Consider the following 24,145-nt stretch of genomic DNA (forward strand, 5'->3'; position numbering starts at 1 on the left):
AGGTTAACTTTTGCAGGTTACCCCTTTGCATGAAGGGGTTGTTTTTCCGTCCGTTTAGTATACCGTGAGGCTTTTGACGCAAATACGGAAGAGGGCCGCCTTGGGTACAAGGATTACGGATGAAACCATTGAAACGCTTCGGAATGTCGCAGACATTGCCCAGGTGGTCTCCGACCGTGTGATCTTAAAGCGATCGGGAAGGCGGCTGGCGGGGCTCTGTCCCTTTCACGTGGAAAAAACCCCCTCGTTTTCGGTGGATCCTGAAAAACAGATGTACCATTGTTTTGGCTGTGGTGCAGGAGGTGATGTTTTTTCTTTTGTCATGCAGAGTGAGGGACTTTCCTTTCCAGACGCCGTAAGATCCCTTGCGGACCGCTTTGGTGTTCCCCTTGCCGAGGGCAGGGATGAAAGTGATCCTGCTTTGGGCGAAAGGCAGATGCTTTTTGACATCAACCGCATGGTCACAGGCGTTTTCCGTTATGGTCTGCTAAAGAGTTCAAAGGGGAGTATCGCAAGGGAGTATCTTAACAAACGCGGGATCACAGAAGAATTTTCAGAGATTTTCGGCCTTGGCTTTATACCGGATGGCTGGTCCTATCTTCTGGACTATATGGTAAAAAAAGGTGCGAACACGGCGCTGCTTGAGAAGGCAGGTCTTGTGGTCTGTGGCAGGCAGGGACGTTTTTATGACCGTTTCCGGAACCGTATCATGTTTCCCATTCAGGATATCCAGGGGCGTGTCATCGGATTTGGCGGCCGGGTGCTGGGGAATGACAATCCAAAATATCTGAACTCTCCGGAAACGCCCCTTTATCATAAAGCAAGATCTCTCTATGGTCTTTATCAGGCCCGCCATGAAATTCGGAAAAAACGAGTGGTCTATGTGGTTGAAGGTTATTTTGATGTGATTTCCCTGCATCAGAACGGCATTCCTGAGACCGTTGCCGGTCTTGGAACCTCCCTGACCCGGGAGCAGGTGCAGTTGCTCAGGGGCTATACGGAACGGGTAGTTCTTGTATTTGACGGGGATGCTGCAGGCCTTCGGGCAGCAGAGCGGGCAGCCCCGCTTCTGCTTTCCTTTGCCATGGATGCCCGTGTCCTTCTTCTGCCTTCGGGCGAAGATCCGGACAGTTTTGTGCGCAGTCACGGAAAAGAGGCTTTTCTTCAAAAAGGGGCAGAGGCAGAACCCTTGTTTTCTTTTTTGATTCAGTCTTCCCTGCAGAGATGGGGACGTAACCCCGCAGGCCGCATGCGTTCTCTGGAGTCCCTTCTTCCTGTCCTTGAAAATATAACGGATTCCGTTGTCCGGGATCTTTATCTGCGGGAGCTGGCCGACGGGTTGGATCTGGAGGAAAGGGCTGTCCGGGATCGCCTGGGAAAGCAGGTATTGCCAAGGCAGGGGCAAGATGCGTCCAGGGAAATCAAACCTGTTTTTTCAGAGCATCTGCCCATGGAAGAAGCTTTGATTTCCCTTCTGCTTTCCGTACCCCAGTGCCGGGATCGGGTAGCTGCCATGGATGCCCAGGATTTTTTTTCTGATCCTGTCTTAAAGCGAATGGCCGTTTGTCTTTTGAATAAAGAAGGTGCAGGGACAGTCCTGAATTCTCCTGAGATGCTTCAGGATGAAGAGGTTCAGAAGCGTCTGGCCCGTCTGGGTTTTCAGGAATCTGTCTGGAATATGGAAAATGCAGATAATTTAATTTCGCAGTTTCAGCGTCTGCAGCAGCAGAGGCAGAGAGGCTCCGGCCTGATGGATCGTATCAAGGCTGCGGAAGCGGGCAGAGATCAGGCCCGGCTGATGGCCTTACTGGAGCAGAAACAACAGCAAGCCCGGGAAGCGGCAAAAATCGGTCTGTCCCGTGTAGTGACCCCTAGGAGGCATATCCAATGACCCAACCGTCCACTGGCGACAAAAAAACGCGTGCTTCACAGAAAAAAGAGCTTAAGGCCCTTCTTGATTTGGGGAAAATGCGCGGATACCTCAGCTATGATGAGGTGTATGAGGTATTGTCGGATACGGTTACGCCTGAGCAGATGGATGCTGTTTTTGTAACGCTTGGTGAGATGGGCGTTAAGATAGTCAAGGCTTCGGAGCTGCCTGCAAAAAAAGTTTCCAAAAGAAGTGAAGAGCCTGAAAATGGTGAAGATTTCCTCGACAGTCCGGATGTTGAAGAGGAAGATGAAGAGATTGAGGAAGTTGAAGAGGTCGAGGAAGCTGAAACCAAAAAAAGTGTAACCAAGGCTTCGGGTTCAGATGAGTCTGAGGTGGATTTTGGTTCCGTAACGGATCCGGTTAAGATGTACCTCCGGGAAATGGGCATGGTCACCCTTCTCAGCAGAGAAGGGGAAATTGAAATTGCCAAGAAGATTGAGCATGGTGAGCAGGAAATTCTCAAAGCCATGCTGGAGATGACCGTATCCGTTGAAACCCTCATCAGCCTTGCGGACCGTATACAGGCCGGAGAGCTGAGGCCCAAGCATGTTCTTCGGGACATTGATGAGGGTGATACCCTCATGGATGAAAACCGTCAGATCGGGCAGTTTCTGGAGGTGATTCAGGAAATCAAGGTTCTGCATGCGGAAAACGAGGAGCTGAGGGAAGTCATTTCGGATCCTCTTATGGATTATGAGGAGAAAAGAAAACACCGCAGGGTGATTGCCAAGCGCAATGAGAAGATTTTTGAATATATCAAAGACTGGCGTCTTGAAAGCAGTGTGACAGACCGCATTGAAAAGAAAATCCGCCATCATATTGTATGGTTTGAAATCATGAACAAGCTGATGGTTCAGAGTGCGGAAGCCTTTGACACCACCATAACGGATTTCAGGGTCAAGCTTCAGGATGAGGATGAATTTCTGGACTGGGCTGTGGAAAGAACGGACCATTCCCGGGAGAAGCTCAGGGATGTTTTTCAGGATCTGAGGAGCATACAGGCCCAGATTGAAGCCCGTGAATACTCCCTGAAGGCAAATATCCGGTCCTTAAAAAAAGTAGTCACCAACGTGGATGAAGGCAGGGAGTGCGCCAAGAAAGCCAAGAGTGAACTGGTCCGTGCCAACCTCCGTCTTGTGGTGAGTATTGCCAAAAAGTACACCAACAGAGGTTTGCAGTTTCTGGATCTGATTCAGGAAGGGAATATCGGCCTTATGAAGGCCGTGGATAAATTTGAGTACCGGAGGGGGTATAAGTTCAGTACCTATGCCACCTGGTGGATTCGTCAGGCCATTACCAGAGCCATTGCGGATCAGGCCAGAACCATCCGCATTCCCGTTCACATGATTGAAACCATCAATAAGCTGATCCGTACTTCCCGGTATCTGGTTCAGGAACTGGGCCGTGAGCCAAGTCCGGAAGAGATTGCCGAAAAGATGGAAATTCCCCTGGATAAGGTGCGCAGGGTCTTAAAGATTGCAAGGGAGCCGATTTCTCTTGAAACGCCCATTGGTGAAGAGGAAGACAGTCATCTGGGAGATTTCATAGAAGACAAGAAGTTTATGCTTCCTTCCGATGCTGCCATCAACCTGAATCTTTCCGAGCAGACAAGGCGTGTGCTGGCAACCCTTACGCCAAGGGAGGAAAAGGTTCTGCGCATGCGTTTCGGTATAGGAGAAAAAGCGGATCATACTTTGGAAGAGGTTGGTAAGGATTTTGCTGTTACCCGTGAACGTATCCGACAGATAGAAGCGAAGGCATTGAGAAAACTCCGGCACCCCACGCGCAGTAAGAAGTTGAAAAGTTTTATTGAATACTGAATAAAAGTGTTACGGATTGTATTTTTACCATATGATTTTGATGGGATTCCGGAAGGCTTGAATTTTCCTTAAAGGCTTTTTGGGCGTAGTTGTTTTTTTGTAATTATTTAGCACAATTTATTTCGAACTGCCAATGCTGTAATTGCAGCAGCTTCGCACTGTTGCAAGGCTCCTTGGCTATTTGCAAGTGACATTGCAACCGTTTCGGATTAGAGCTTTGTCCGGCACTCAAGCTCTAAAACCAAAGCTCATCATGTAAACGATGCAGCCTTTTCAGACTTGAGTGCCGGAGTGCTAATAAGAAGCGGCAAACTGTCTGAGCCGCCACAAAGGCAGCGTGCTTAAGTCTGCTATGGTAATCAAAAAGCTTATCCTGCCTGTGGCGGGGAGGTTTTGCCGCTTCCGAACAGGGCAAGAAGCTCCCGAATCCGGCACTCAAGATCCTTGAAGCACTTTTGCTCCCGTAAAGGGCTTGAGCTTTTCAGCTTGAGTGCCGGATTGCGCCAAGGGCAAATAGCCTGGAGCCTGTGCATCTGTCTTGCAGGTATGATATGAAAAATTGTGCTGAACAGTTACGTTTTTTTTTAAGTGAAAAAGGTTCAGCAGCTTGACAAAGGCTGGACAAAAAGATAAACATTCAAGGTTTTCTAAGGGCCTATAGCTCAGCCTGGCAGAGCCACCGGCTCATAACCGGTCGGTCCCTGGTTCAAATCCAGGTGGGCCCACCAAAATACAAAAAAGCTCCCGAAAGGGAGCTTTTTTTGTGCCCGGTTTTCAGTATTTACGGGGTTTTTGAAAAAACAGGCGACTATTGCGACTAAGAAAAAGGGTTCTAGCTGTTGGCAAGGAGGGGTTTTTCAAGTAACAAACAAGTGACAAAAAATTATGGCTGCTACTCGTTACTTGCAGAGGCTGCTTTTCCGTTACTTATTCAGGCAGGGAGGATTCACGATGGCTTTGGGAAAGTTTACCCATATGGTATGCGAGAAGGCGTAGGCAAGGGGAAAGAGGTATTATCTTACCGATGGGGACGGGCTTTCCCTGCAGATTGATCCCACGGGACGGAAGGTGTGGAAGCTCCGATACTATTTTGATGGTAAGCAAAAGATGCTTTCCCTAGGTACCTTTCCGGCAACGTCATTGAAGGATGCCAGGGTGTCGGCAGCAAAGATAAAAGTATCCCTTGCAGAAGGTAGCGATCCGGGAGGCAAGAAGAAAAAGGTTTCCACGGAAATGGATCCTGCAGAATCTTTTCAGGCACTGGCAATGGAATGGTATGAAAAGGTGCATGCAACGCAGGTGGTGGAGGCCCATGCCGTCCGCAACCTATCCCGCCTGAAAAAGATGGTATTCCCATACGTGGGGGAACACAGGCCGAACGAAATTACGCCCCCGATGGTTTTGGATCTGCTTTTAAAAATTTGTGATACCGGACACATTGAAACGGCACACCGTGCAAAGTCTGTCATGTCTTTGGTGTTCAGGTATGGGATTTCTCTGGGCAGGGCGGAGCGTGATCCCACCCGGGATTTATCCGGCATGCTTCCGGCACCTCATTTTCACGCTTACTATGCCGAGCACAGAGCTACAGTAGACATCAGCACCTGTGAGATTCTGGATGGCAGCCTTCCTAAAATACAGAAGAAACAGGTTCTGGCTTGGGCGGAAATTCATCAGGAAGCACTAATTGTTCCACTGCCTAGGCTGTGGTGTTTCTGGTGATCTCATCAAATTATGGGGCCATGTGCAGGGTTTTTTCGACAACAGGGAGGCATTCAAGGCCTTCTGCCATACCCACGGCATCGGGGATAAGCCGGAGCCGTGGTCGGCATCCGCCCCTGCCGGTCAGCACCTTCCTCCCAAACTGGATGCCATTTACAACGATCTGCCGGAACTCCCAAAGGAGTGGATGGACAGGATCTGCACCCTGAGGGGCTGGACGGCCCAGACCGTATCGGATCTGGGTATCCGTCTGCAGACCTGCTATCAGGCCAAAAACGGAAAAATCATCCCCAAAAAACCGGACCGCATTGCCATTCCCATATTCGACGCCACAGGAGCTGTCAGGAATATGCGGCTGTACAGGCCCGGACCGGCTCCCGATGGCAGCCGTGCCGGGAAAATGATCTCATGGGCTTCTGGCAGCGGCGATGCCATGCCCTTCCCTGCCCGGCCTGAACCGGAAGGGACCCTTCTTTTGTGTGAGGGCGAGCCGGACACCATCTGCGCCCTGTCCCGTGGATTTAACGCCATCACCATTGCCGTATCCAAGATGCGCAAATGGAGCCGGGATCTGATCGGGCCTCTTGCCCTTAAAATACGGATAGACATGCTTTTCCAGCAGCAGGCGGTTCCGCTCCTGATGGCTGGTCTGCACCTCACGGCCATGGATATGCACTAACCACCGGGAGGCTATGGTCTCGAAAGTTTTTTCCTCGTCCGTCCGGGTTTCTTCCCTGGGGTTTTTACCCGCAGCGATCATTTTTCTGAGAGACAGAGACTGCTCTCTGGCAGCCCGTATACCCAGGGCCGGATACTCTCCCAGTCTCATGTCCTGCTGCTTTTTTTGAAACGAATAGCGGAAAAACCATATCTTTTTTCCGGAGGGTTCCACCGCCAGGAAAAGGCCGTCCCCATCCCGGAGGGTTATCCTTTTTTCTGCGGGTGCGGCCGCATCGATTTTTGAATTATTTAAAACCCCCATAATGACAGCCTCTTTTGCGATTAGTGGCGGAGCAACCGGTGGGCGCTTTCGTCACTATCTAGTCACTAAAAATTATTTTCCACAAGGCTTTTTTCGGGTTTTTTGCCCTTTTCGCTTATCACCCCAAATGGTGCTAAAAGTAACCCAAAACCCGCGCCAATGCTGGATCGAAAGCAACAAAAAAGGCCTCCCGAAGGAGGCCTTGAATGTTATGTGGCGGAAGTGCATGGGAATCGAACCCACCCGGGACGGTTTTAGCGCCCCACACCGGATTTGAAGTCCGGGAGCCTCACCAGTAAGCTGCGCACTTCCGAAACGCAGACGGAAATGATATAGAAACTTCTGAATTTGTCAACCGCTTTTGCGGCGAACGTCAACCCTATTTTCCGGAGATTCCCATGATTCAGCCCCAGCGTCTCAGTGATATGTTTCTGCAGTTGGTACGCATTGACTCACCCTCCCGTGAGGAGCAGGAAATAGCAGCTTTTCTGAAAACTACACTTGAAGACCTCGGCGCAGAGGTTTCCTTTGACAATGCAGGAGAGGCAGCCGGGGGGACCGTGGGGAATCTCATTGCATGGTTTCCGGGAACCCTGGACCTTGAGCCCGTTCTCCTTTCTGCCCACATGGATACGGTGGAACCGGGCAGGGGGGTGAAGCCCGTTTTTGAAAACGGCGTTTTTCGCAGCAGCGGGGATACCATTCTGGGGTCCGATGATAAATCCGGCATTGCCATTATCCTTGAGGTGCTGCACTCCCTGAAAGAAAGGATGATACCCCATGGACCCATTGAAGTGGTTTTTTCCATATGTGAGGAGATCGGTCTTACGGGGGCCAAGCTCATGGATAAGTCCCGGCTGAAATCCCGTTTCGGATACGTTCTGGATGCCTGGGATATTAATAAAATTGTTCTTCGTGCACCTGCGGCCAACCGTTTCCGCTTTGTGGTCCATGGTAAAGAAGCCCATGCCGGAGCAGAGCCGGAAAACGGCATCAATGCCATTGTGCTTGCGGCAAAGGCTCTGGCGGCCTGTCCCGATGGCAGAATTGATCACGAGACCACCTGCAACATTGGTAAAATTGAAGGGGGAACAGCAACTAATATTGTTCCGTCCTCTGTGGTGGTGCTTGGGGAAGCCCGAAGCCATGATCCGGCAAAACTTGAGAAACTGACACGGCAGATCACAGGGGCTTTTCAGAATGCCGTGGCCGAAGCCGGGGGAGGGGAAGCCCCTCTGCTTCCCCGTGTGGAAGTGCATGTGGAAGAAGATTTTCCCCACACCTGCATCCCGGAGGATGCACCCGTGGTGCTGCTGGCAAAACAGGCTGCAGAAAACCTTGGGCGCACCATGAAAACCGGCTCCGTAGGTGGTGGTTCCGATGCCAATATTTTTTTTAGGCATGGAATCGATGCCTGTGTCATCGGTACGGGAATGCGTGAGGTCCATACTTTAAGGGAGCATGTCTTTCTTTCGGATATGGTGGACTGTGCCAGTCTGCTTGAAGAGGTTGTCCGCATACACAGCCTTGGAGCAGGGGAGGAGAAGTGATGCGTCTTCCTGAAAATCCCGTAATGTTTCTGGCAACTTTTGCTGGCACGGGAAATGCAAAAAAAGCACCGGGCACCATGGGAACCCTTGCGGGAATTCCGTTCTGTGCCCTTCTTCTTCTGTTGCCCCTGCAGGTTCAGATGGTTGTTGTGATGACGGCTGTACTTTTGGGAATCATGGTCTGTGACAAGGCGGCGGAAGAGCTGGGTGAAAAAGATCCTTCCTGCGTTGTGCTGGATGAGGTGCTGGGTCTTGCCGTTACCCTGATGTTTTTCCCCTTATCGTTTTTTACTGTGATTCTTGGTTTTTTTCTGTTTCGTTTTTTTGACATAGTCAAGCCATGGCCCGTAAATTTTTTTGATGAAAGAATTCCCGGAGGTGCGGGTATTGTACTGGATGATGTGGCGGCAGGGCTTTGTGCCCATTTGGTTCTGGCTGTTCTTTTTTATGTTTTCTGAAGCATAAGCCCGGCAGTTTTTTGTTCCGGTGGCGGGCATGGAAGTAAAATAACCCTTTGAGAAATTTTGATGGAGCAGACATTGGCACTTACACTGGAAGAAAAACATGAGATGATTCTGGCGGCAGAAAGGCGTAAGGCCTATGCCCTTGCCAGAGAACTGATTCAGAAGCCGGAGGCTTCCGTATGGATGATTCTGATTCCCATACTTTTTATCCACCATGCCTTTAATATTCAGAGGTATAAAAAAAGTATCCACGGTTTTGCGGAAAATTATATTAAAACCCGTCAGAAAGCACTGGAACTGGCCTTTTATTCCATGAAGGAGGAAAAGGGCATTGCCATCAACCTTGAGAACTGTTTTCCATCGGTGGAGATGCATGAAGAAAAGGAAGTGCGTCTCTGTGAAAAGCAGCTGGAGGAAATCCGTCTGTTCTTTCACCATTATAAGCTGCTGATGGAGGCCCGGGGAAAAAGCTACGAAACCATGGTCAGGGCCGCCTACGGCGAAGCCGGAAGGCTGAAGGCCTTTTACAATGCTCTGGAAAAGGCGGAAAAGGAAGTTATCCGCTATGTGAACAGGAGCTTTCAGACCAGTGAGGCAGCTTTGGACGTGACAAAGAGGATGCAAAAAATTGTCAGTGGTATCCGGGATAAAGAAGTGAAGGAAATTTTTTAGAAAGGCTGCTGATCCCTCAGCCTGCTGACAGACCAAAAAATCAGGTCATCTGAAAAGATCAGGTATTTAAAAAAATCAGATCATCCAAAAACGTCCGCAATGAATAGCCACTGGCTTTTTGCTGCGGATGTTTTTTTATTGTTCTGACCGCCGGATACCGGATCGCATATGGGACTGGGCTGCAAAGGTTTCTTCGGACTGGGTGTAAAAATACTGGTTGGCGTCAAGGTCTGCCGCAATGATGATATCCATTATGGGCCGGATCACAGGCAGAGTCTGCATCCATGGCAGAACAAGGGCGACTGCAATCCAGAAACCTGCCACGCCTGTGATCAGTCTGGCTATGCCCGGTAATTTTTTTTGTTTTTTTTCTGACATTTTCTTACCTCTGCTGGAAAAAATCATATCCGTTTGAAGTGTGGTTTTCATCCCTGTTCCGATGGCCTTTCTGTGGGATCAAAGGGGAAATTCCCGTCCGTATCATAAAGGCAGAGGATACGGACGGGATGTTCCGGTATGCTTACAGGCTTGCCGTAATATCCGGGAATACAAGGAAGAACATGATGTACGCCATGAGCAGGGTCAGGGCGAGGTTGAGGCTCTGACCGCATACATAGAGAATAACAGGCTTACCACCGGTAAAGTGCTTGGCCATTTCCCTGAAGTTAGATGTCAGACCAATGGAGGCAAAGGCCAGAATAAAGAACCACTCACGGCAGGGACGGCTGAAACCGCGAAGTACACCCTGATCCAGCATCACATCCCCGCGGGCACCCATGGCTTCGATCATGATGGAAAATACGATGGATGCGGCAATGAAACCAAGGACAAATTTTGGGAAACGGTACCAGATTTCCATTTTCTTAACGGTCTGGCCTTCCACGCAGTCCACCTTGGCACACCAGTACACAGCCACACCAAAGGCAATGGCGCCGATCATGATATTCTGGATCATCTTGATGGTTGCAGCAACAAACATCCCCGTTTCACCAAGGAAGGCACCTGCGGCAACAACGGCACCCGTAGAGTCGATGGTACCACCGATCCATGCACCGCCCAGAACGGGATGCATACCAACGGATACGATGAAGGTAGGAAGGGCAATCATCATAATGGCCGTGAAGAGCATGGACATGCCAATGGCAATGGTGAGCTCTTCCTTGGTGGCACGGCAGGCCGCAGCCGTTGCAATGGCTGCGGAAACCCCGCAGACGCACATATCCGATGATACGGTGATGTTCAGGGTTTTGGATTCTATCTTCAGAACTTTTTGACCGAAGATGAAGGTCAGTACCAGAACCGTCGGCGTGACCACCCATGCCACAAAGATGCCGGGAAGGCCGATGGCAAGGATTTTGCCAAAGAGGATTTCAGCCCCCAGAAGCACAAGGCCGGTTTTGATGAAATATTCGGTCTGGGCTGCGTCTTTGATGAACTGGGGTGTCCCTATGGTATTGGCAATGAGCATGCCGCCGAGGATGGCCCAGATGAGAGGACCAAAGCCCCAGCTTCTGAGGGTGCTGTTGGCACCGATGATTTCTGAAATGATTGCAAGAAGAAAAACAAAGCCAAACCCTTTAATGAAGTTGGCTGTGTTAATGTTCATTACCGTGGTGCCTGCGGCAAAGAAAAGCATGAAAATAACACCGATGCCAAACAGATAGGGTATTTTGTTATACGCTTGGGTTCCTGCCTGGGAGCGGGCCCTGCTTTCGGCACTTCTGGCGGAACGCCACTGGGCTATGGAAGCTTCGGCTTTTTTATTCAGCTCCGTATTCTGGAAGGCTGCATTTGCGGCTGCTGCCTGATCCGCTTCAGCCTGTGCAAGGGCAGCTCTGGTTTTTTCCTGGGCTGCAGCGTGTCTTTCTTTGGCACCTTCCCGGATTTCAGCAGCCCTTGCTTCCGTCAGTATGAGGGCTTCCATGGGGTTGGAGGCCCATCTTGCAGGGGTTCCCAGCCATTTGGCAAGGGTTTTTCCATGGGATTCATTTCTGGCGCGCAGTCCGGAGAGGGTGTCATTGGCCCTGTGCCATTCAAGGGTGTGGAAGGGGGCACGGCTGTCTTCGGCCTTCATGGTGTTCTGGGACTGGGTAATTTTCTGATCCATATCCGCAGGCGGTCTTGGAAGGAAAATGATCAGACCAACAATAAGAATAATGATGCCTAACCAGATGGCCCACCAGTCTTCTTTTTTATAGAGTTCAGACCATTCCCATTTTGCCTGATCCACAACGATTTCCGCCTGTCTGCTTTGTCCTGACATAATAAAAACTCCTTGAAATGATAGTGACTTCTGGTTTTTGTATGTCCGTTTTGCCTGTCTGTATTTTCAAGAGCCTGACTCGGTGGATGTAAAAAATGTTTTTCGGGGTATTGTCGGGGGCAAACATTTTTTGACACCTGAGCCTTTTTATTGTCGGCCCTTTTCATGGCAAACGGAAAACACGCTCACAAGGATTCAACAGATTAGCAAAATGAATGCCGTAATTGCTTCTTTGTCAGGGTGGAAAATATATCCTGATATTTCAGCATGTCATTCGCCGGAATTTATTTTTGTAAACGATGAAGGGGTAGAGGTGCAGCCTTGGGGGTGCAGCTCGGGGATGGGTAGGTGCAGCCTTGCGGCTGCATGGTGGTGCAATCGGTTTTCCGTGTATTTTTTTCTGATGAAAGCGGGTTAGTGTTTTCTTATGCTTTAGAAAAAGGTATGTAAAAACTTTTGCAGGAAAACCGGAACAACTTGGAGGGTTCATGAGTATTTCAGGGGATAAGGGAAAGGCCATTGAGTCGGCCATGGGACAGATTGAACGTCAGTTTGGAAAAGGCGCCATCATGCGTCTGGGCAGCAAGGAAGTGATAGCGGTTCCCACCATTTCCACAGGCTCCCTGGCTCTGGACAGAGCCCTTGGCATTGGCGGCCTGCCCAAAGGCCGTGTGGTGGAAGTTTATGGTCCTGAGTCTTCGGGTAAAACAACGCTGGCCCTCCATGCGGTGTCGGAGTGTCAGCGTGCCGGGGGAGTGGCTGCCTTCATTGATGCGGAGCATGCTCTGGACACGGCCTATGCAAGAAGACTGGGCGTGAATGTGGATGAGCTGCTGGTTTCCCAGCCGGATACGGGTGAGCAGGCCCTTGAAATTGCCGATATGCTGGTGCGCAGCGGGGCTGTGGATATCCTTGTCATTGATTCCGTTGCCGCACTGGTTCCAAGGGCTGAAATTGAAGGGGAAATGGGGGATGCCCATATGGGGCTTCAGGCCCGTCTCATGAGTCAGGCCCTTCGAAAGCTGACGGCTACCATTGGCAAGACCATGACAACGGTGATTTTCATTAACCAGATCCGCATGAAAATCGGTGTGATGTTTGGTAATCCGGAAACCACCACCGGTGGCAATGCCCTGAAGTTCTATGCCTCCGTCCGGCTGGATGTGCGTCGTGCCGCAGCCATCAAGGATGGTCAGGATGTTACGGGCAACCGTACCCGTGTCAAGGTGGTGAAAAACAAGCTGGCCCCCCCCTTCAAAGAGGCGGAGTTTGATCTCATGTATGGAGAGGGTATTTCCAGAATCGGTGATTTGCTGGATCTGGGTGTGGAAGCGGGGATTATTGAAAAAAGTGGTGCCTGGTATGCCTATGACGGCGAGCGCATCGGTCAGGGCCGGGAGAATGTGAAAAAATTTCTGAAGGAAAATGAAGACCTGTTTAACACCCTCTATGTCAAGGTCAGGGAAAGTATGGGCATTGGCCTGCCTGTGGCACCAGAGAAGGATGAAAAGGCTGCAAAAGCAGGCAAGAATGCCAAAGCCCCCCGTGAAAAAAAGGGGGAAGAACCTTCCATGTTTGATGATGCAGTACCCTCCGATGAGTAATCAGAATATTTTATATCTGACTGATCTTAAAGTAAGCAGGAGAAAATAAAAACCATGATGACGGGAAATGAAATTCGTCAGAAATTTCTGGAATATTTTAAAAAACATGATCACCGTCTGGTGCGCAGCTCTTCCCTTGTTCCCTCCGATGACCCCACCCTGCTGTTTACCAATGCGGGCATGGTGCAGTTCAAACGGGTGTTCATAGGGGAAGAAAAAAGGGATTATGTTACGGCAACCACCTCCCAGAAATGTGTCCGGGCCGGAGGCAAGCATAACGATCTGGAGAATGTGGGCTATACCGCAAGGCACCATACCTTTTTTGAGATGCTGGGTAATTTCAGTTTCGGGAATTATTTCAAGGAAAAGGCCATTGCCTTTGCCTGGGATCTCCTTACCAACGGATATGGCCTTCCTGCGGATAAACTCTGGGTTTCCATCTATCTGGATGATGATGAGGCCTTTACTATCTGGCATGAGCAGATCGGTGTACCTAAAGAGCGTATCGTGCGTCTGGGGGAAGAGGATAATTTCTGGGCCATGGGGGATACGGGCCCCTGCGGACCCTGCTCAGAAATCCACATAGACCGGGGGCCTGCCCATGGCTGTGACAACCCTGCCTGTGCCGTTGGCTGTGACTGCGACCGCTATCTTGAAATCTGGAACCTTGTGTTCATGCAGTTTAACCGCTCCGAAGACGGGACCATGACGCCTCTGCCCAAGCCCAGTATTGACACGGGCATGGGGCTTGAGCGCATTGCCTCCGTGGTGCAGGGGGTGGACACCAATTATGACACGGATCTCTTTGTTCCCATCATGGAAAAGGTGGGAGAGATGGCCGGGAAAAAGCCGGGCGAAAATCCTTCATGGGATGTGGCCATGAAGGTCATTGCCGATCACAGCCGTGCCGCAGCCTTTCTTGTCAATGATGGTGTGCTGCCTTCCAACGAGGGCAGGGGCTATGTGCTGCGCCGTATTCTGCGCAGGGCCATCCGCTATGGCCGCAACATCGGTCTGACCCGGCCCTTTCTCAAGGATACGGTGCGGGTGGTTTTTGCCATTATGGAAGATGCCTATCCTGAGCTGAAAACCCAGGAGAGCTTCATCTGCAGTGTGATAGAAAATGAGGAAATCCGTTTTTCCGAAACCCTGGACAACGGGCTGAAGCTTCTCCATGAAACCCTTGAAGGCCTTGCCAGCGAAGGGAAAAAGGAGCTGTCGGGCGATGTGATTTTCCGGCTGTATGACACCTATGGTTTCCCTGTGGATATCGTAAAAGACGTTACCAAGGGAAGTGATATCCGCCTTGATATGCAGGGCTTTGAAAAAATCATGGCAGAGCGGAGGGAAATGAGCCGCAGCAAGGTGAAGTTTGATGCCATGAATGAAGCCTACCTTTCCCTTTCCAGCACAGGGGTTCAGACCACCTTTACGGGATATGAGCGTACGGAAGATAAGGCAAAGGTGCTTTTGCTTGTGCAGGAGGGCAAGGCCTGTGAAAGGGTTGAGGGAGAAGGGGCGCTGGAGCTGGTAACAGACCGTACGCCCTTTTATGCGGAGTCCGGCGGGCAGGCGGGTGACAGGGGTTTTATCCGTACGGAAAGTTTTGAAATGGAAGTGACAGATACCCTGAAAGATCCCACGGGTATTTTCATCCATAAGGGAAGGATTCTTTCGGGAAACCTTGCAAAGGGTGAGGTCGTCAGTCTTTGTGTGGACGGTGCCGCCAGAGCCAGCACCGAAAGAAATCACACGGCCACCCACCTTCTCCACGCTGCCCTGCGGGATGTGGTGGGGGATCATGTGAAGCAGTCTGGCTCCCTTGTGGGTCCGGACCGGCTTCGTTTTGATTTCACCCATTTTTCCGGAATAGAGCGGACCGTTCTGGACAGGGTGGAGGTCTGGGTGAATGAAAAAATCCGTCAGAATGTCCCTGTGAACTCCGAGGTCATGCAGGCGGAGGAAGCTTTCAAAACCGGAGCCACAGCCCTTTTTGAGGAAAAATACGGGGACGAGGTACGGGTGATCACTCTGGATACCTTTAGCAAGGAATTCTGTGGAGGGACACATACGGCCTACACAGGGGATATCGGCCTCTTTGTCATTGTATCCGAAGGCAGTGTGGCGGCGGGTGTCCGCCGTATCGAAGCTTTGACCGGTGCATCGGCCCTTGCCTTTGTACAGGAGCGTAACCGCATTGTCCTTGAGGCGGCTTCCCTTTTAAAGGACAGGCCGGAAACGCTGGTTCCCCGGGTGGAACGTCTGCTGGCGGACTGCCGCAGTCAGGAAAAAACCATTGATTCCCTGAAAAACAAGATGGCGGAAATGAGTGCGGGAGATATTACCGAAGGCGTTGTGGAGATTCAGGGCGTTAAGGTACTGGCCAAAAAGGTGATGGTGGATAATCCGGCCTCCCTCAGGGATCTTGCGGATCGTATGAAGGATAAGCTGGGTTCCGGTATTGTGCTTCTGGGAACGGAATCCGATGGCAAGGTTCTTCTCATAGCCGTGGTAAGTAAGGATCTTGTGGGGCGTTTCCATGCAGGAAATATTGTAAAAACCGCAGCCGGTGTGGTGGGTGGCGGCGGTGGTGGCCGTCCGGATATGGCCCAGGCCGGTGGTACCCGTCCTGAAAATCTGGATGCGGCTTTGAAGACGGTTCTGGACATGGCAGCCCAGGCCTGACGGGGCAGGGCGCAGAAGTACCTTAATTTAAGGCACACAGGGCATTGATGCATGTCTTGTGTGCCTGTTATTTTTTCGTCTCCCTTTTCATATTGATTCGTGGCCCTTTCTGGCTTTTTTTCGGTGTGCTGGGGCTGGCATTGGGGCTGTTTTTGTACTTTTTTTTTGGGATCGCATGGCCTGATCCCGCTGCTTTACCCCGTTGGAAGAGGCTTGTACCACAAGATCTTTCTGCCGTTTTTTTCTTCCCCCATCTTTTTCTACAAAAAGCTTTTCTCCCGTCCACGGATCCGTTTCCGTCCAGTACATGGCCGCCGACCAGGTGGAAGGTGTGGGCGTGAAGATCTGTACCTGTTCCGGTGTAAGTTTTAGTGTGTCACGGGCATAGACCCCCAGTTTTTTCATGTCTTCTTCCGTACATCCCGGATGGGCTGCAATGAAGTAGTAGGTGAGAAACTGGGGTTTACCCGCCTTGTGGGTCTGGGTGAAAAAAAGATCCCTGAAGCGTTCAAGGGTTTCTGTGCCGGGTTTTCCCATACGGGAAAGAACATGGGGACAGATATGTTCCGGTGCCACCTTCATCTGGCCGGAAACATGGTGGCCGACCAGCTCTTCCAGATAGCCCGGTCCTGATTTTTTATCCGCCAGCAGAAGATCATAGCGGACACCCGATGCCACAAAAACCTTTCGGACCCCTTTCAGGCTGCGCAGTTCTTTCAGGAGTTTTTTCTGGAGGCTGTGGTCCGGTTTCAGGGAAGGGCAGACTTCGGGAAACAGGCAGCGTTTGTCCCGGCAGCTTCCCTTTTCCATTTTTTTTCTGCACTCAAATCCATACATATTGGCCGTTGGACCGCCAGCATCGGATATAATGCCCTTGAAATCGGACCTTTGGGTCAGGCTTTCTGCTTCCTTCACAATGGAGGCAAGGCTTCTGGACCGCACCCTTCTTCCCTGATGCACGGCAATGGCGCAGAAATTACATTCTCCATAACATCCGTAGTGGGTGGTGATGCTGTGCCGGATGGTTTCCAGTGCCCGGACCTCTCCTTTTACCGCATCGTCGGGATGCAGGCTGCGGGTAAAGGGCAGGGCGTGCATGGCATCCAGCTCCTTTTCTTCCGTATGGGGAAAGGGCGGGTTCTGGATGAGAAAGCGGTCGCCGTGGGCCTGGGCAAGGCCTCTGGCTGTCATGGGATCACTGTTTTCATAAAAGGTATGGAACATGGAAAGAAAGCTTTTTTTATCTTCAGAAACCTCTTCAAAGGAAGGAAGGCTCAGGTAGTTTTCCGGGATTTGCCTGGCAATGAGGCAGAGGCCGGGTATGGCATCCGGAGATTCTTTGTGTTTCAGGGCACGGGCAAAGGCAAGGATACTGGATTCTGCCATGCCGTAGAGCAGATAATCCGCCTTGGCATCAAAAAGAATGGAGCGCCTGACTCTGTTATCCCAGAAATCATAGTGGCTGATGCGTCGCAGGCTGGCTTCGATGCCACCCAGAAGAACGGGCACCGTGTTCTTGAAGTAACGACGGATGCGGTTGGTGTATACAATGCAGGCCCGGTCCGGCCTGCGGTCGTTGATGCCGCCGGGGGTATAGTCGTCATTTCTTCTGCGTTTTTTTGAAGCCGTGTAGTTGGCCACCATGGAATCCACACTGCCAGCGCTAACACCCCAGAAGAGTCTGGGTTCCCCCAGTTTTGTAAAGTCAGAGGCTTTTTCCGGGTCGGGCTGGGCAAGAACCGCTACCTTGAAACCGTCAGCAGCAAGAACCCTTGCAATGACGGCAATACCCATGGAAGGGGCGTCGATAAAGGCATCCCCGGTCACAAGAATGATATCCGGAGCATCCCAGCCGTTTCTGGCCATGGCTTCGGGGCTTGTGGGAAAAATATCGGAAAGTGTTGCCATGGAAATCCTTTATCAAAAACCCTGAAAGTCCGTTTCAGTTCAGTCGCTCAGGGTCAGAGGGTCTGGAGGGGGCAGGGGGAAAGGTAAGGATAAAAACGCTGCCTTTGGAAGGTTCACTTTCAATGGAAAGGGTTCCCTTGTTTTTTTCTATGAATTCCCGGCATATCACCATGCCAAGGCCTGTGCCGCATTCCCCTGTGGTGCCGGGGGTGGATTTGCCGCAGGAGCCGGAAAGAAGAGAGGCCACGGTCTGCTCATTCATTCCTGTCCCCGTATCACTGATACGGATTTCTGTCCCGGAAGGATTTTGTGTTGCGGTGATGGTAATTTTTCCCCCCTTATCCGTAAATTTGATGGCATTGGAAATCAGGTTACGCAGCACCGATGCGATCATGTTGGTATCGGCAAAGAGATACAGGGTTTTTGGGATTTTACCCCGGATAAGGATTTTCTTTTTTTCCGCATTTTCTTTAAAGAGTGAGACCGTTGAATGGATGAGCTGGGTCAGGTCCAGTACCTCCGGCTGCCATTCGCTGAAACCGCTACCTGTCCGGGTCCAGTCCAGAAGTTTTTCCAGCATCTGGTAAAGTTTAAGGGTGGAACCATGGGCATGGGCAATGAAACGTTTTTTTTCCTTTTCCGTGTAGTCGTTATAGTTTTCCGAAAGAAGGCCTAAAAAACCCAGAACACTGCTGAAGGGTGCCTTGAGATCATGGGCAACAACGGAGAGGATCTTTTCCTTTTCTCTGTTGATGCGTAAGAGCTGATTTTTCTGTTCCTGCAACATCATGTGCAGGTGAATGCGGGCCAGAATTTCTTCCTGCTGGAAGGGTTTGCAGATGTAGTCCACCGCACCTGCCTGAAATCCTGCCAGTTTATCCGCCGTATCCGTAAGGGCGGTCATGAAGATGACGGGAATATCCCGTGTTTCCGGATCTGCCTTCAGGTTGTGGCATGTTGTGAAACCATCCATTTCCGGCATGATGACATCAAGGAGGATCATATTGGGCCGGGATATTTTTGCCATTTTGAGGGCGGCCTCGCCATCCTGTGCCACCAGTGTACGGTAGCCGCTCTGATCCAGACAGTGAAAAAGAATGCCCAGATTGGCTGGATTGTCGTCAACGATGAGTACGGTTTTCATGGTTGGCCAGCGATGCCTTTCCCTTCTTTTATAAGGTGATTCAGCCAGCGGCTCAGTTCTCTGATGCGGAACTGGCTGGCAAGTTCTTCCACATGGCCCGTAAAGGCTTTGTAGCGGGTGCTTAACTCCTTATCCTGACACCATTCTCCGATGGCAGAAATATCTCCCTGTTTTACCAGATCCGTCAGCTCCTGAATTTTCATTACATCGGGAAAAAGAATTTCAGGAAAAAGGGGTTCCTGCTCCGAAAGGGTATCTGAAATCCAGACCATGGGGAGATGCTGGCAGAGAACTTCAAAGAGCCTTTGCATCTGAACGGGTTTGGAAATAAAGGCTGCACACCCAAGGGCCATGCATTTCTCCCGGACATCCGGTGTGGCGCTGGCAGAAACAGCAATAACTGGCGGGGTCTGGTTCCCGAATATTTCAAGGAGTTTTCTGGTGGTTTCAAAACCATCCATTCCCGGCATGATAAGATCCATCAGTATAATATCCGGTCTTATGGATTTACAGAAGCCTATTCCCTGTTCACCGCTTTCGGCTTCTTCCACAAGAAAGCCCAGCGGAGAGAAAAAATCCGCAAGAAAAGTGCGGTTTTCCTTTCCATCATCAATGATCAGCATGCGCAGGGGGGCTGTTCCTTCATCCGTGCGTCTGTATCCCATAATCGTGCCGGAAAGGGAAAGCACTTTTTTACTTTCCGGGTTTTGCCTTGCCTCCGGAAGATGAATGGAAAACCAGAACCGGCTGCCCTTTTCCAGAAGGCTTTCCACGCCAATACGCCCTCCCATCATGCCCACAAGGTACTGGCTGATGGAAAGACCCAGTCCTGTTCCTTCGGGTTTTCTGCGTATGCTTTCCACCTGAGAAAAGGGTTTGAAAATAAAGGGCAGATCCTTTTCCGGAATGCCTATACCCGTATCGGAAACTTCAAAATAAACGAGATCATTTTTCATTTCTACGGAAAGATTGACGGAACCCCTTTCCGTAAATTTAACGGCATTGCCCAGAAGATTCAATAAAATCTGCCGGAGCCTGTGTTCGTCGCCAATGACCATGGGGGGGAGATGATCGGCTATGGAAATTTCCATGATCAGGCCCTTTTCCTTTGCACGGTTCCGGGCCATGCCTGCCGTGGTGCGTATAAAAGCTGCAAGGTCAAAGGGGTGCAGGATCAGACTCATTTTTCCGGCTTCTATCTTGGAGAGGTCCAGAATGTCGTTGATCATGCGCAGGAGATGTTCTCCGCACTGCTGTATCACCTGAATACGTTCCTGATTTCTGGGCCCCAGCCTCTCTCCGTCCCGGTAAAGGAGCTGGGCATAGCCCAGAATGCCATTCAGGGGGGTCCTGAGTTCATGGCTCATGCTGGCAAGAAAGGCACTTTTGGCAAAACTTGCGTCATCGGCCCTTTTTTTTGCTTCCAGATGCTCTTTATTGAGCTTGGCCAGTCTGGCATTGGTTTTTGTGAGGGCAAGGGTACGTTCCACAACCTTTTCTTCCAGTTTTTTCTTGTGGCGTAAAAGGCTGATATCCCTTTCCTGCACTTCCTGCAGTTTCATGTTCAGGCGTGTCAGGGTGGTGTTGGCGGCCATCAGGGCCAGGGTGCGGTCCATGATTTTCTGCTGCAGTGTGGCCCTGTGCTGAAACAGGGCCTTATCTTTCTCCTGTATTTCAAGGATAAGGCGGTTGAATCCTTCGGCCAGTACAGCGCTTTCTCCCTGTGAGGCACCATCTAGGGGGCTGGAACAGTTTCCTGTCTGGCCCATCTGCCGGATCTTTTGAACCAGATCGTTTATGGGAAGGAGAAGGATATGGGCGAGGTAGAGAAAAAATAAAAGAACAGGAAGGCAGACTGCAAGGAGGGCTATGGGGCTGAAGACAGGGTGTCCGTTGTAGAAGAGGAAAAACAGCAAGGTGATGCCGGATATGGATGCTCCGTTAAGAATCATGAGGCACATGATCTTTGAACGCAGGGAAAATTTTGAAAAAAAAGAAGGTATCATCATCGTTCCATGTAAAAAAAATCGGTGAATATGCACTGAATATTCTGATATCATAAAAAATGATAATACCATAGCTGTGATCGTGGGATGCGGAAAAGAACAGGGGTCCAAGATAAAGATATTATTTTTTTATCTGGCTTGATTCAGATCAAGGAAAGTCTTGCCTGAAAAGCATAGGCTCGTTTCCAGAAGAGATGAGGAAGCAGTCGGACAAAACTTTTCAGTCAAGGAGGATACCATGTTCTGTAATCAGTGTGAGCAGGCAGCCAAAGGTGTGGGATGCGATAAGGTCGGTGTATGTGGCAAAACAGGAGAAGTTGCGGCCCTGCAGGATCTTCTGATCCATGCCGTAAAAGGGCTTTCTCAGGTTGCCGTGGAAGGCAGAAGGGTAGGCGTGACGGACCCGAAGGTGAACCGTTTTACCTCAGAGGCCATCTTTTCCACCCTGACCAATGTGGATTTTGATGAAAAACGCTTTGAAAATCTGATTTTGGAATGCGAGCGTTTCAAAAAAAGCCTTGAGGCCGATGTGAAAGCAGCCGGCGGGACCGTTCCCGGTACGGACACCTCATGGATTCAGAAACTGGTTGCCCGCCTGACCGGTAATGGAGGGGATTTTAAAATCCTTCCCACCCTGCCCATGAAGGCCCGTGACCTTGCATCCATGACCGCTTTGGGGGAGACCGTAGGGCTCCTTGACGGGCCGGATACCAATCCGGATCTGCGTTCCATCAAGCAGATCGTCGTGTATGGTCTCAAGGGGGTTGCCGCCTACGCGGATCATGCGGCCATTCTGGGGCAGGAAGATGATGCGGTGTATGCCTTTATCCATGAGGCCATGGCAGCTACCCTGAACCCGGATCTTTCCGTGGATGAGCTGCTGGGGCTGGCCCTCAGATGCGGTGACGTGAATCTGCGGGCCATGGAACTGCTGGATGCGGCCAATACCGGTCGTTATGGGCATCCCGTACCCACCCCCGTTCCTCTGGGGCAGAAAAAGGGCAGGGCCATACTTGTTTCCGGCCATGATTTAAAGGATCTGGAGCTTCTTCTGCAGCAGAGTGAAGGCAAGGGGATTTTTGTTTATACCCATGGAGAAATGCTTCCCTGCCATGCCTATCCCGGTCTTAAAAAGTATGGTCATTTTTATGGACACTACGGTACGGCATGGCAGAATCAGGCTAAAGAATTTGATGCCTTTCCCGGTGCCATCCTCATGACCACCAACTGCATCCAGAAGCCAAAGGTCAGTTATCAGGAAAACCTTTTCACCACAGGCCTTGTGGGTTTTCCCGGTGTGCGGCACATTGCGGATAAGGATTTTACACCGGTGATTGAAAAGGCGCTGGCCCTTCCGGGATTCACGGACGATCATCCCGGCAAGGAAGTGCTCACGGGCTTTGCCCGGAATACGGTCCTTTCCGTGGCCGGAACCGTTGTGGATGCGGTAAAATCCGGAGCCATCCGTCACTTTTTCCTTGTGGGCGGCTGTGATGGGGCCAGACCCGGTCGCAACTACTATACGGAGCTTGTGGAAAAAATTCCTGCGGATTGTATGGTGCTGACCCTTGCCTGCGGCAAGTTCCGCTTCTTTGATAAGGATCTTGGTAAAATCGGTGATCTTCCGAGGTTGCTGGATATCGGGCAGTGCAATGATGCCTATTCCGCCATACAGATTGCCGTGGCTCTGGCCAACGCCTTTGAGTGTGGCGTGAATGATCTGCCCCTTTCCATGATTCTTTCCTGGTACGAGCAGAAGGCCGTGGCCATTCTTCTGACCCTTTTACATCTGGGCATCAAAGATATCCGCCTTGGACCTTCATTGCCTGCCTTTATTACGGAAAATGTGCTGGGCGTTCTGGTGGAAAAATTTGGTATCCGGCCCATTGCTGATACGCCGGATGAAGATCTGAAAGCCATTCTTGGATAAGTTTTTTGATGACCACCCTCTTTTCAGCAATACGCACCTTAAATCATTGAAGTTAAATGACCGGATTTCATGCTTGTCAGCGGGCACCCGTAAAGGGTGCCCCTACAAAACAGGGGACGTAAAAAGCATTCGTAGGGGCAGGACTTGCGCCTGCCTGCATTATAAAGATCCGCTCGCACCAGGAGAAAATTTTTTATAAAGCATACATACAGGGCAAGGCCATGGGCCTGCCCTTTTTTTAGTCCACAAGGCATCGGAATCCCAGAATATTGGCGGTAAAGTCCGGCCTGAGGGGATAGCGGGCCCAGAGGGCCGGTTCTCCTGCCGTAATGAAACTGCCTCCCTTGGCAATGAAAAAGGGAATCTGGGAGACATTCTGGCTGAGGCCTTCCATGGGACTCTGGGTCCATTCCAGTACATTGCCCGTAAGATCCATCAGGGAAAAGCCGTTCTGCCCCTGACCAAAGGCATCCACGGCCGTGGTTTCTCCAATACCCGTGGCTTCCACATTGGAAGCTTCAGGATTCCATGTTTCTCCCCAGGGATAGGGCAGGCCCTTTGCGGTGCGGGCAGCCGCCTCCCATTCATCTTCCGTGGGAAGCCTTTTTCCGATCCAGGCGGCAAAGCGGCGGGCATCTTCGATACTGATCTGTACCACGGGGTGGTTGCGTTTTAAATGGATGGTGGAACCGGGGCCTTCCGGCGCATACCATGCAGCCCCTTCAATGCGTTTGCTTCCCGTTTCTGCCACCCACTGGGCTTTTATTTCTCCGGTGGAAGGATCTTTGACCTTGCGGAAGCGGGGCTGGAAAACCGTGCCATAGCCCATTTTTTCCGCAGTGGTGCGGTAGCCTGTTCGTTCCACAAAAACCTCAAACAGGGCATTGGTTACGGGAAAGCGGCCGATATAAAAATCTTTAAGCTCGATTTGTGTTTCCCTGCGTTCCAGCTTACCGGGATTGGGGGAGCCTACCCGGAAGCTGCCCTTATCCACCAGGGGATACTGGTTGTAAAAACGTTCCATGGCACCCAGATAGCCGTCAAATCGCTCGGATAAAAGACGGTTTTTTTCCATGTCCTCGGGATCATACTCGCTGAAATCCTCGTCACTGCCAAAGGTCAGTCCCAGATCCGGTGCCTCTTCCTTTTCCTCTTCTTCAGGGGCTTCTTCCTCGGGTTCCACAAGCTCTTCAAAAAGATCCGGGTCCAGCTCCCCATCCACCTCGACCTCTTCCACCTCCTCATCATCCAGAAGATCCATCAGCGGGGGGGAGTCATTGTCTTCTATCTCAGGGATGTCATCATCCTCGTCCATGAGTTCTTCATCCTCACCCAGCTCCACCAGATCGCCACCTTCTGAATCTCCCGGCTCTTCGTCATCATCGAGTTCTATGGTTTCTGTGTCCTCATCGATTTCTTCGGCGTCCTGCAGCTCTTCGTCATCGTCCAGTTCTATGGTTTC

The 24,145-nt window shown here is 50.9% G+C and carries 16 protein-coding genes, 2 tRNA genes and 2 pseudogenes; 12 read left to right on the top strand and 8 right to left on the bottom strand.

Annotated elements, in window-relative coordinates:
• The first annotated feature begins 100 nt into the window (after positions 1–100).
• The 6 genes and pseudogenes from dnaG (at position 101) to LZ24_RS17870 (ending at position 6,154) form a co-directional block, all read left to right on the top strand.
• The gene (gene dnaG, locus LZ24_RS13575) at positions 101–1,891 is read left to right on the top strand and encodes a DNA primase (RefSeq protein WP_186443150.1); all 1,791 of its coding nucleotides are present in this window, start codon (positions 101–103) and stop codon (positions 1,889–1,891) included.
• The gene (gene rpoD, locus LZ24_RS13580) at positions 1,888–3,753 is read left to right on the top strand and encodes an RNA polymerase sigma factor RpoD (RefSeq protein ID WP_144686041.1); all 1,866 of its coding nucleotides are present in this window, start codon (positions 1,888–1,890) and stop codon (positions 3,751–3,753) included. The genes dnaG and rpoD overlap by 4 nt, the downstream gene beginning before the upstream one ends.
• 651 nt (positions 3,754–4,404) lie before the next feature.
• Positions 4,405–4,481 (top strand) — tRNA-Ile (locus LZ24_RS13585).
• A 298-nt stretch (positions 4,482–4,779) separates the two neighbouring features.
• Positions 4,780–5,280, top strand: a pseudogene (locus LZ24_RS18085) (tyrosine-type recombinase/integrase); the annotation flags it as partial.
• Between the two features lie 12 nt (positions 5,281–5,292).
• Entirely contained in the window at positions 5,293–5,475 is a 183-nt protein-coding gene (locus tag LZ24_RS17975; protein WP_222427643.1) for a DUF4160 domain-containing protein, read from the top strand.
• Positions 5,441–6,154 (top strand): hypothetical protein, encoded by a 714-nt coding sequence (locus LZ24_RS17870; protein ID WP_246118601.1) that lies wholly within the window; start codon positions 5,441–5,443, stop codon positions 6,152–6,154. The genes LZ24_RS17975 and LZ24_RS17870 overlap by 35 nt, the downstream gene beginning before the upstream one ends.
• A 51-nt stretch (positions 6,155–6,205) precedes the next feature.
• On the opposite strand, the pseudogene LZ24_RS18090 reads toward LZ24_RS17870, so the two are convergent.
• Both LZ24_RS18090 and LZ24_RS13600 read right to left on the bottom strand, forming a co-directional pair.
• A pseudogene (locus LZ24_RS18090) lies at positions 6,206–6,457 on the bottom strand (Arm DNA-binding domain-containing protein); the annotation flags it as partial.
• A gap of 214 nt (positions 6,458–6,671) precedes the next feature.
• Positions 6,672–6,769, bottom strand: a tRNA-Sec gene (locus LZ24_RS13600).
• Between the two features lie 86 nt (positions 6,770–6,855).
• Here LZ24_RS13600 and LZ24_RS13605 point away from each other — a divergent pair.
• The 3 genes from LZ24_RS13605 to LZ24_RS13615 all read left to right on the top strand — a co-directional run bounded on the left by LZ24_RS13605 (position 6,856) and on the right by LZ24_RS13615 (position 9,143).
• Positions 6,856–8,007 carry a M20/M25/M40 family metallo-hydrolase gene (locus LZ24_RS13605; RefSeq protein ID WP_144686045.1) on the top strand — a complete coding sequence of 384 codons (1,152 nt, stop codon included), beginning with the start codon at positions 6,856–6,858 and terminating at the stop codon, positions 8,005–8,007.
• Positions 8,007–8,465, top strand: a complete 459-nt coding sequence (locus LZ24_RS13610; protein ID WP_144686047.1) for a phosphatidylglycerophosphatase A family protein — start codon at positions 8,007–8,009, stop codon at positions 8,463–8,465. Before LZ24_RS13605 ends, LZ24_RS13610 begins: the two co-directional genes overlap by 1 nt.
• A gap of 81 nt (positions 8,466–8,546) precedes the next feature.
• Positions 8,547–9,143 carry an NF038143 family protein gene (locus tag LZ24_RS13615; protein WP_222427642.1) on the top strand — a complete coding sequence of 199 codons (597 nt, stop codon included), beginning with the start codon at positions 8,547–8,549 and terminating at the stop codon, positions 9,141–9,143.
• A gap of 135 nt (positions 9,144–9,278) precedes the next feature.
• Here the strand turns inward: LZ24_RS13615 and LZ24_RS13620 are convergent, their stop codons facing one another.
• Both LZ24_RS13620 and LZ24_RS13625 read right to left on the bottom strand, forming a co-directional pair.
• On the bottom strand, positions 9,279–9,521 hold the full coding sequence (locus LZ24_RS13620; protein ID WP_144686050.1) for a hypothetical protein: 243 nt from the start codon (positions 9,519–9,521) through the stop codon (positions 9,279–9,281).
• A 142-nt stretch (positions 9,522–9,663) separates the two neighbouring features.
• Positions 9,664–11,406: a YeiH family protein gene (locus LZ24_RS13625; RefSeq protein ID WP_144686052.1), complete on the bottom strand. Its 1,743-nt coding sequence runs from the start codon at positions 11,404–11,406 to the stop codon at positions 9,664–9,666.
• Between the two features lie 488 nt (positions 11,407–11,894).
• On the opposite strand from LZ24_RS13625, the gene recA reads away from it, so the two are divergent.
• Positions 11,895–13,010 (top strand): recombinase RecA, encoded by a 1,116-nt coding sequence (recA, locus tag LZ24_RS13630; RefSeq protein WP_144686054.1) that lies wholly within the window; start codon positions 11,895–11,897, stop codon positions 13,008–13,010.
• Between the two features lie 57 nt (positions 13,011–13,067).
• Entirely contained in the window at positions 13,068–15,695 is a 2,628-nt protein-coding gene (gene alaS / locus LZ24_RS13635; RefSeq protein ID WP_144686070.1) for an alanine--tRNA ligase, read from the top strand.
• Between the two features lie 87 nt (positions 15,696–15,782).
• Here alaS and LZ24_RS13640 read toward each other — a convergent pair whose 3' ends face one another.
• The 3 genes from LZ24_RS13640 to LZ24_RS13650 are packed head-to-tail and all read right to left on the bottom strand — an operon-like array spanning position 15,783 to position 20,753.
• Positions 15,783–17,603 (bottom strand): YgiQ family radical SAM protein, encoded by a 1,821-nt coding sequence (locus tag LZ24_RS13640; RefSeq protein WP_144686057.1) that lies wholly within the window; start codon positions 17,601–17,603, stop codon positions 15,783–15,785.
• A gap of 34 nt (positions 17,604–17,637) precedes the next feature.
• The gene (locus LZ24_RS13645) at positions 17,638–18,747 is read right to left on the bottom strand and encodes a hybrid sensor histidine kinase/response regulator (protein ID WP_144686058.1); all 1,110 of its coding nucleotides are present in this window, start codon (positions 18,745–18,747) and stop codon (positions 17,638–17,640) included.
• The gene (locus tag LZ24_RS13650; protein ID WP_186443152.1) at positions 18,744–20,753 is read right to left on the bottom strand and encodes an ATP-binding protein; all 2,010 of its coding nucleotides are present in this window, start codon (positions 20,751–20,753) and stop codon (positions 18,744–18,746) included. Before LZ24_RS13650 ends, LZ24_RS13645 begins: the two co-directional genes overlap by 4 nt.
• Before the next feature lie 238 nt (positions 20,754–20,991).
• On the opposite strand from LZ24_RS13650, the gene hcp reads away from it, so the two are divergent.
• Entirely contained in the window at positions 20,992–22,683 is a 1,692-nt protein-coding gene (gene hcp / locus LZ24_RS13655) for a hydroxylamine reductase (RefSeq protein ID WP_144686062.1), read from the top strand.
• A gap of 238 nt (positions 22,684–22,921) precedes the next feature.
• On the opposite strand, the gene LZ24_RS13660 is transcribed toward hcp, so the two are convergent.
• A partial coding sequence (locus LZ24_RS13660; protein WP_144686064.1) for an SUMF1/EgtB/PvdO family nonheme iron enzyme occupies positions 22,922–24,145 on the bottom strand: 1,224 nt, incomplete at its 5' end.

Origin of the sequence: Desulfobotulus alkaliphilus (assembly GCF_007830435.1) — a bacterium.
GTDB lineage: Bacteria > Desulfobacterota > Desulfobacteria > Desulfobacterales > ASO4-4 > Desulfobotulus > Desulfobotulus alkaliphilus.

Coding starts and splice junctions, on each gene's coding strand:
- LZ24_RS13645 (WP_144686058.1), bottom strand. CDS start 18,747: ATGAAAACCGTACTCATCGTTGACGACAATCCAGCCAATCTGGGCATT.
- LZ24_RS13650 (WP_186443152.1), bottom strand. CDS start 20,753: ATGATACCTTCTTTTTTTTCAAAATTTTCCCTGCGTTCAAAGATCATG.
- LZ24_RS13610 (WP_144686047.1), top strand. CDS start 8,007: ATGCGTCTTCCTGAAAATCCCGTAATGTTTCTGGCAACTTTTGCTGGC.
- recA (WP_144686054.1), top strand. CDS start 11,895: ATGAGTATTTCAGGGGATAAGGGAAAGGCCATTGAGTCGGCCATGGGA.
- LZ24_RS13605 (WP_144686045.1), top strand. CDS start 6,856: ATGATTCAGCCCCAGCGTCTCAGTGATATGTTTCTGCAGTTGGTACGC.
- LZ24_RS17975 (WP_222427643.1), top strand. CDS start 5,293: ATGCTTCCGGCACCTCATTTTCACGCTTACTATGCCGAGCACAGAGCT.
- LZ24_RS13640 (WP_144686057.1), bottom strand. CDS start 17,603: ATGGCAACACTTTCCGATATTTTTCCCACAAGCCCCGAAGCCATGGCC.
- LZ24_RS13625 (WP_144686052.1), bottom strand. CDS start 11,406: ATGTCAGGACAAAGCAGACAGGCGGAAATCGTTGTGGATCAGGCAAAA.
- hcp (WP_144686062.1), top strand. CDS start 20,992: ATGTTCTGTAATCAGTGTGAGCAGGCAGCCAAAGGTGTGGGATGCGAT.
- alaS (WP_144686070.1), top strand. CDS start 13,068: ATGACGGGAAATGAAATTCGTCAGAAATTTCTGGAATATTTTAAAAAA.
- rpoD (WP_144686041.1), top strand. CDS start 1,888: ATGACCCAACCGTCCACTGGCGACAAAAAAACGCGTGCTTCACAGAAA.
- LZ24_RS13620 (WP_144686050.1), bottom strand. CDS start 9,521: ATGTCAGAAAAAAAACAAAAAAAATTACCGGGCATAGCCAGACTGATC.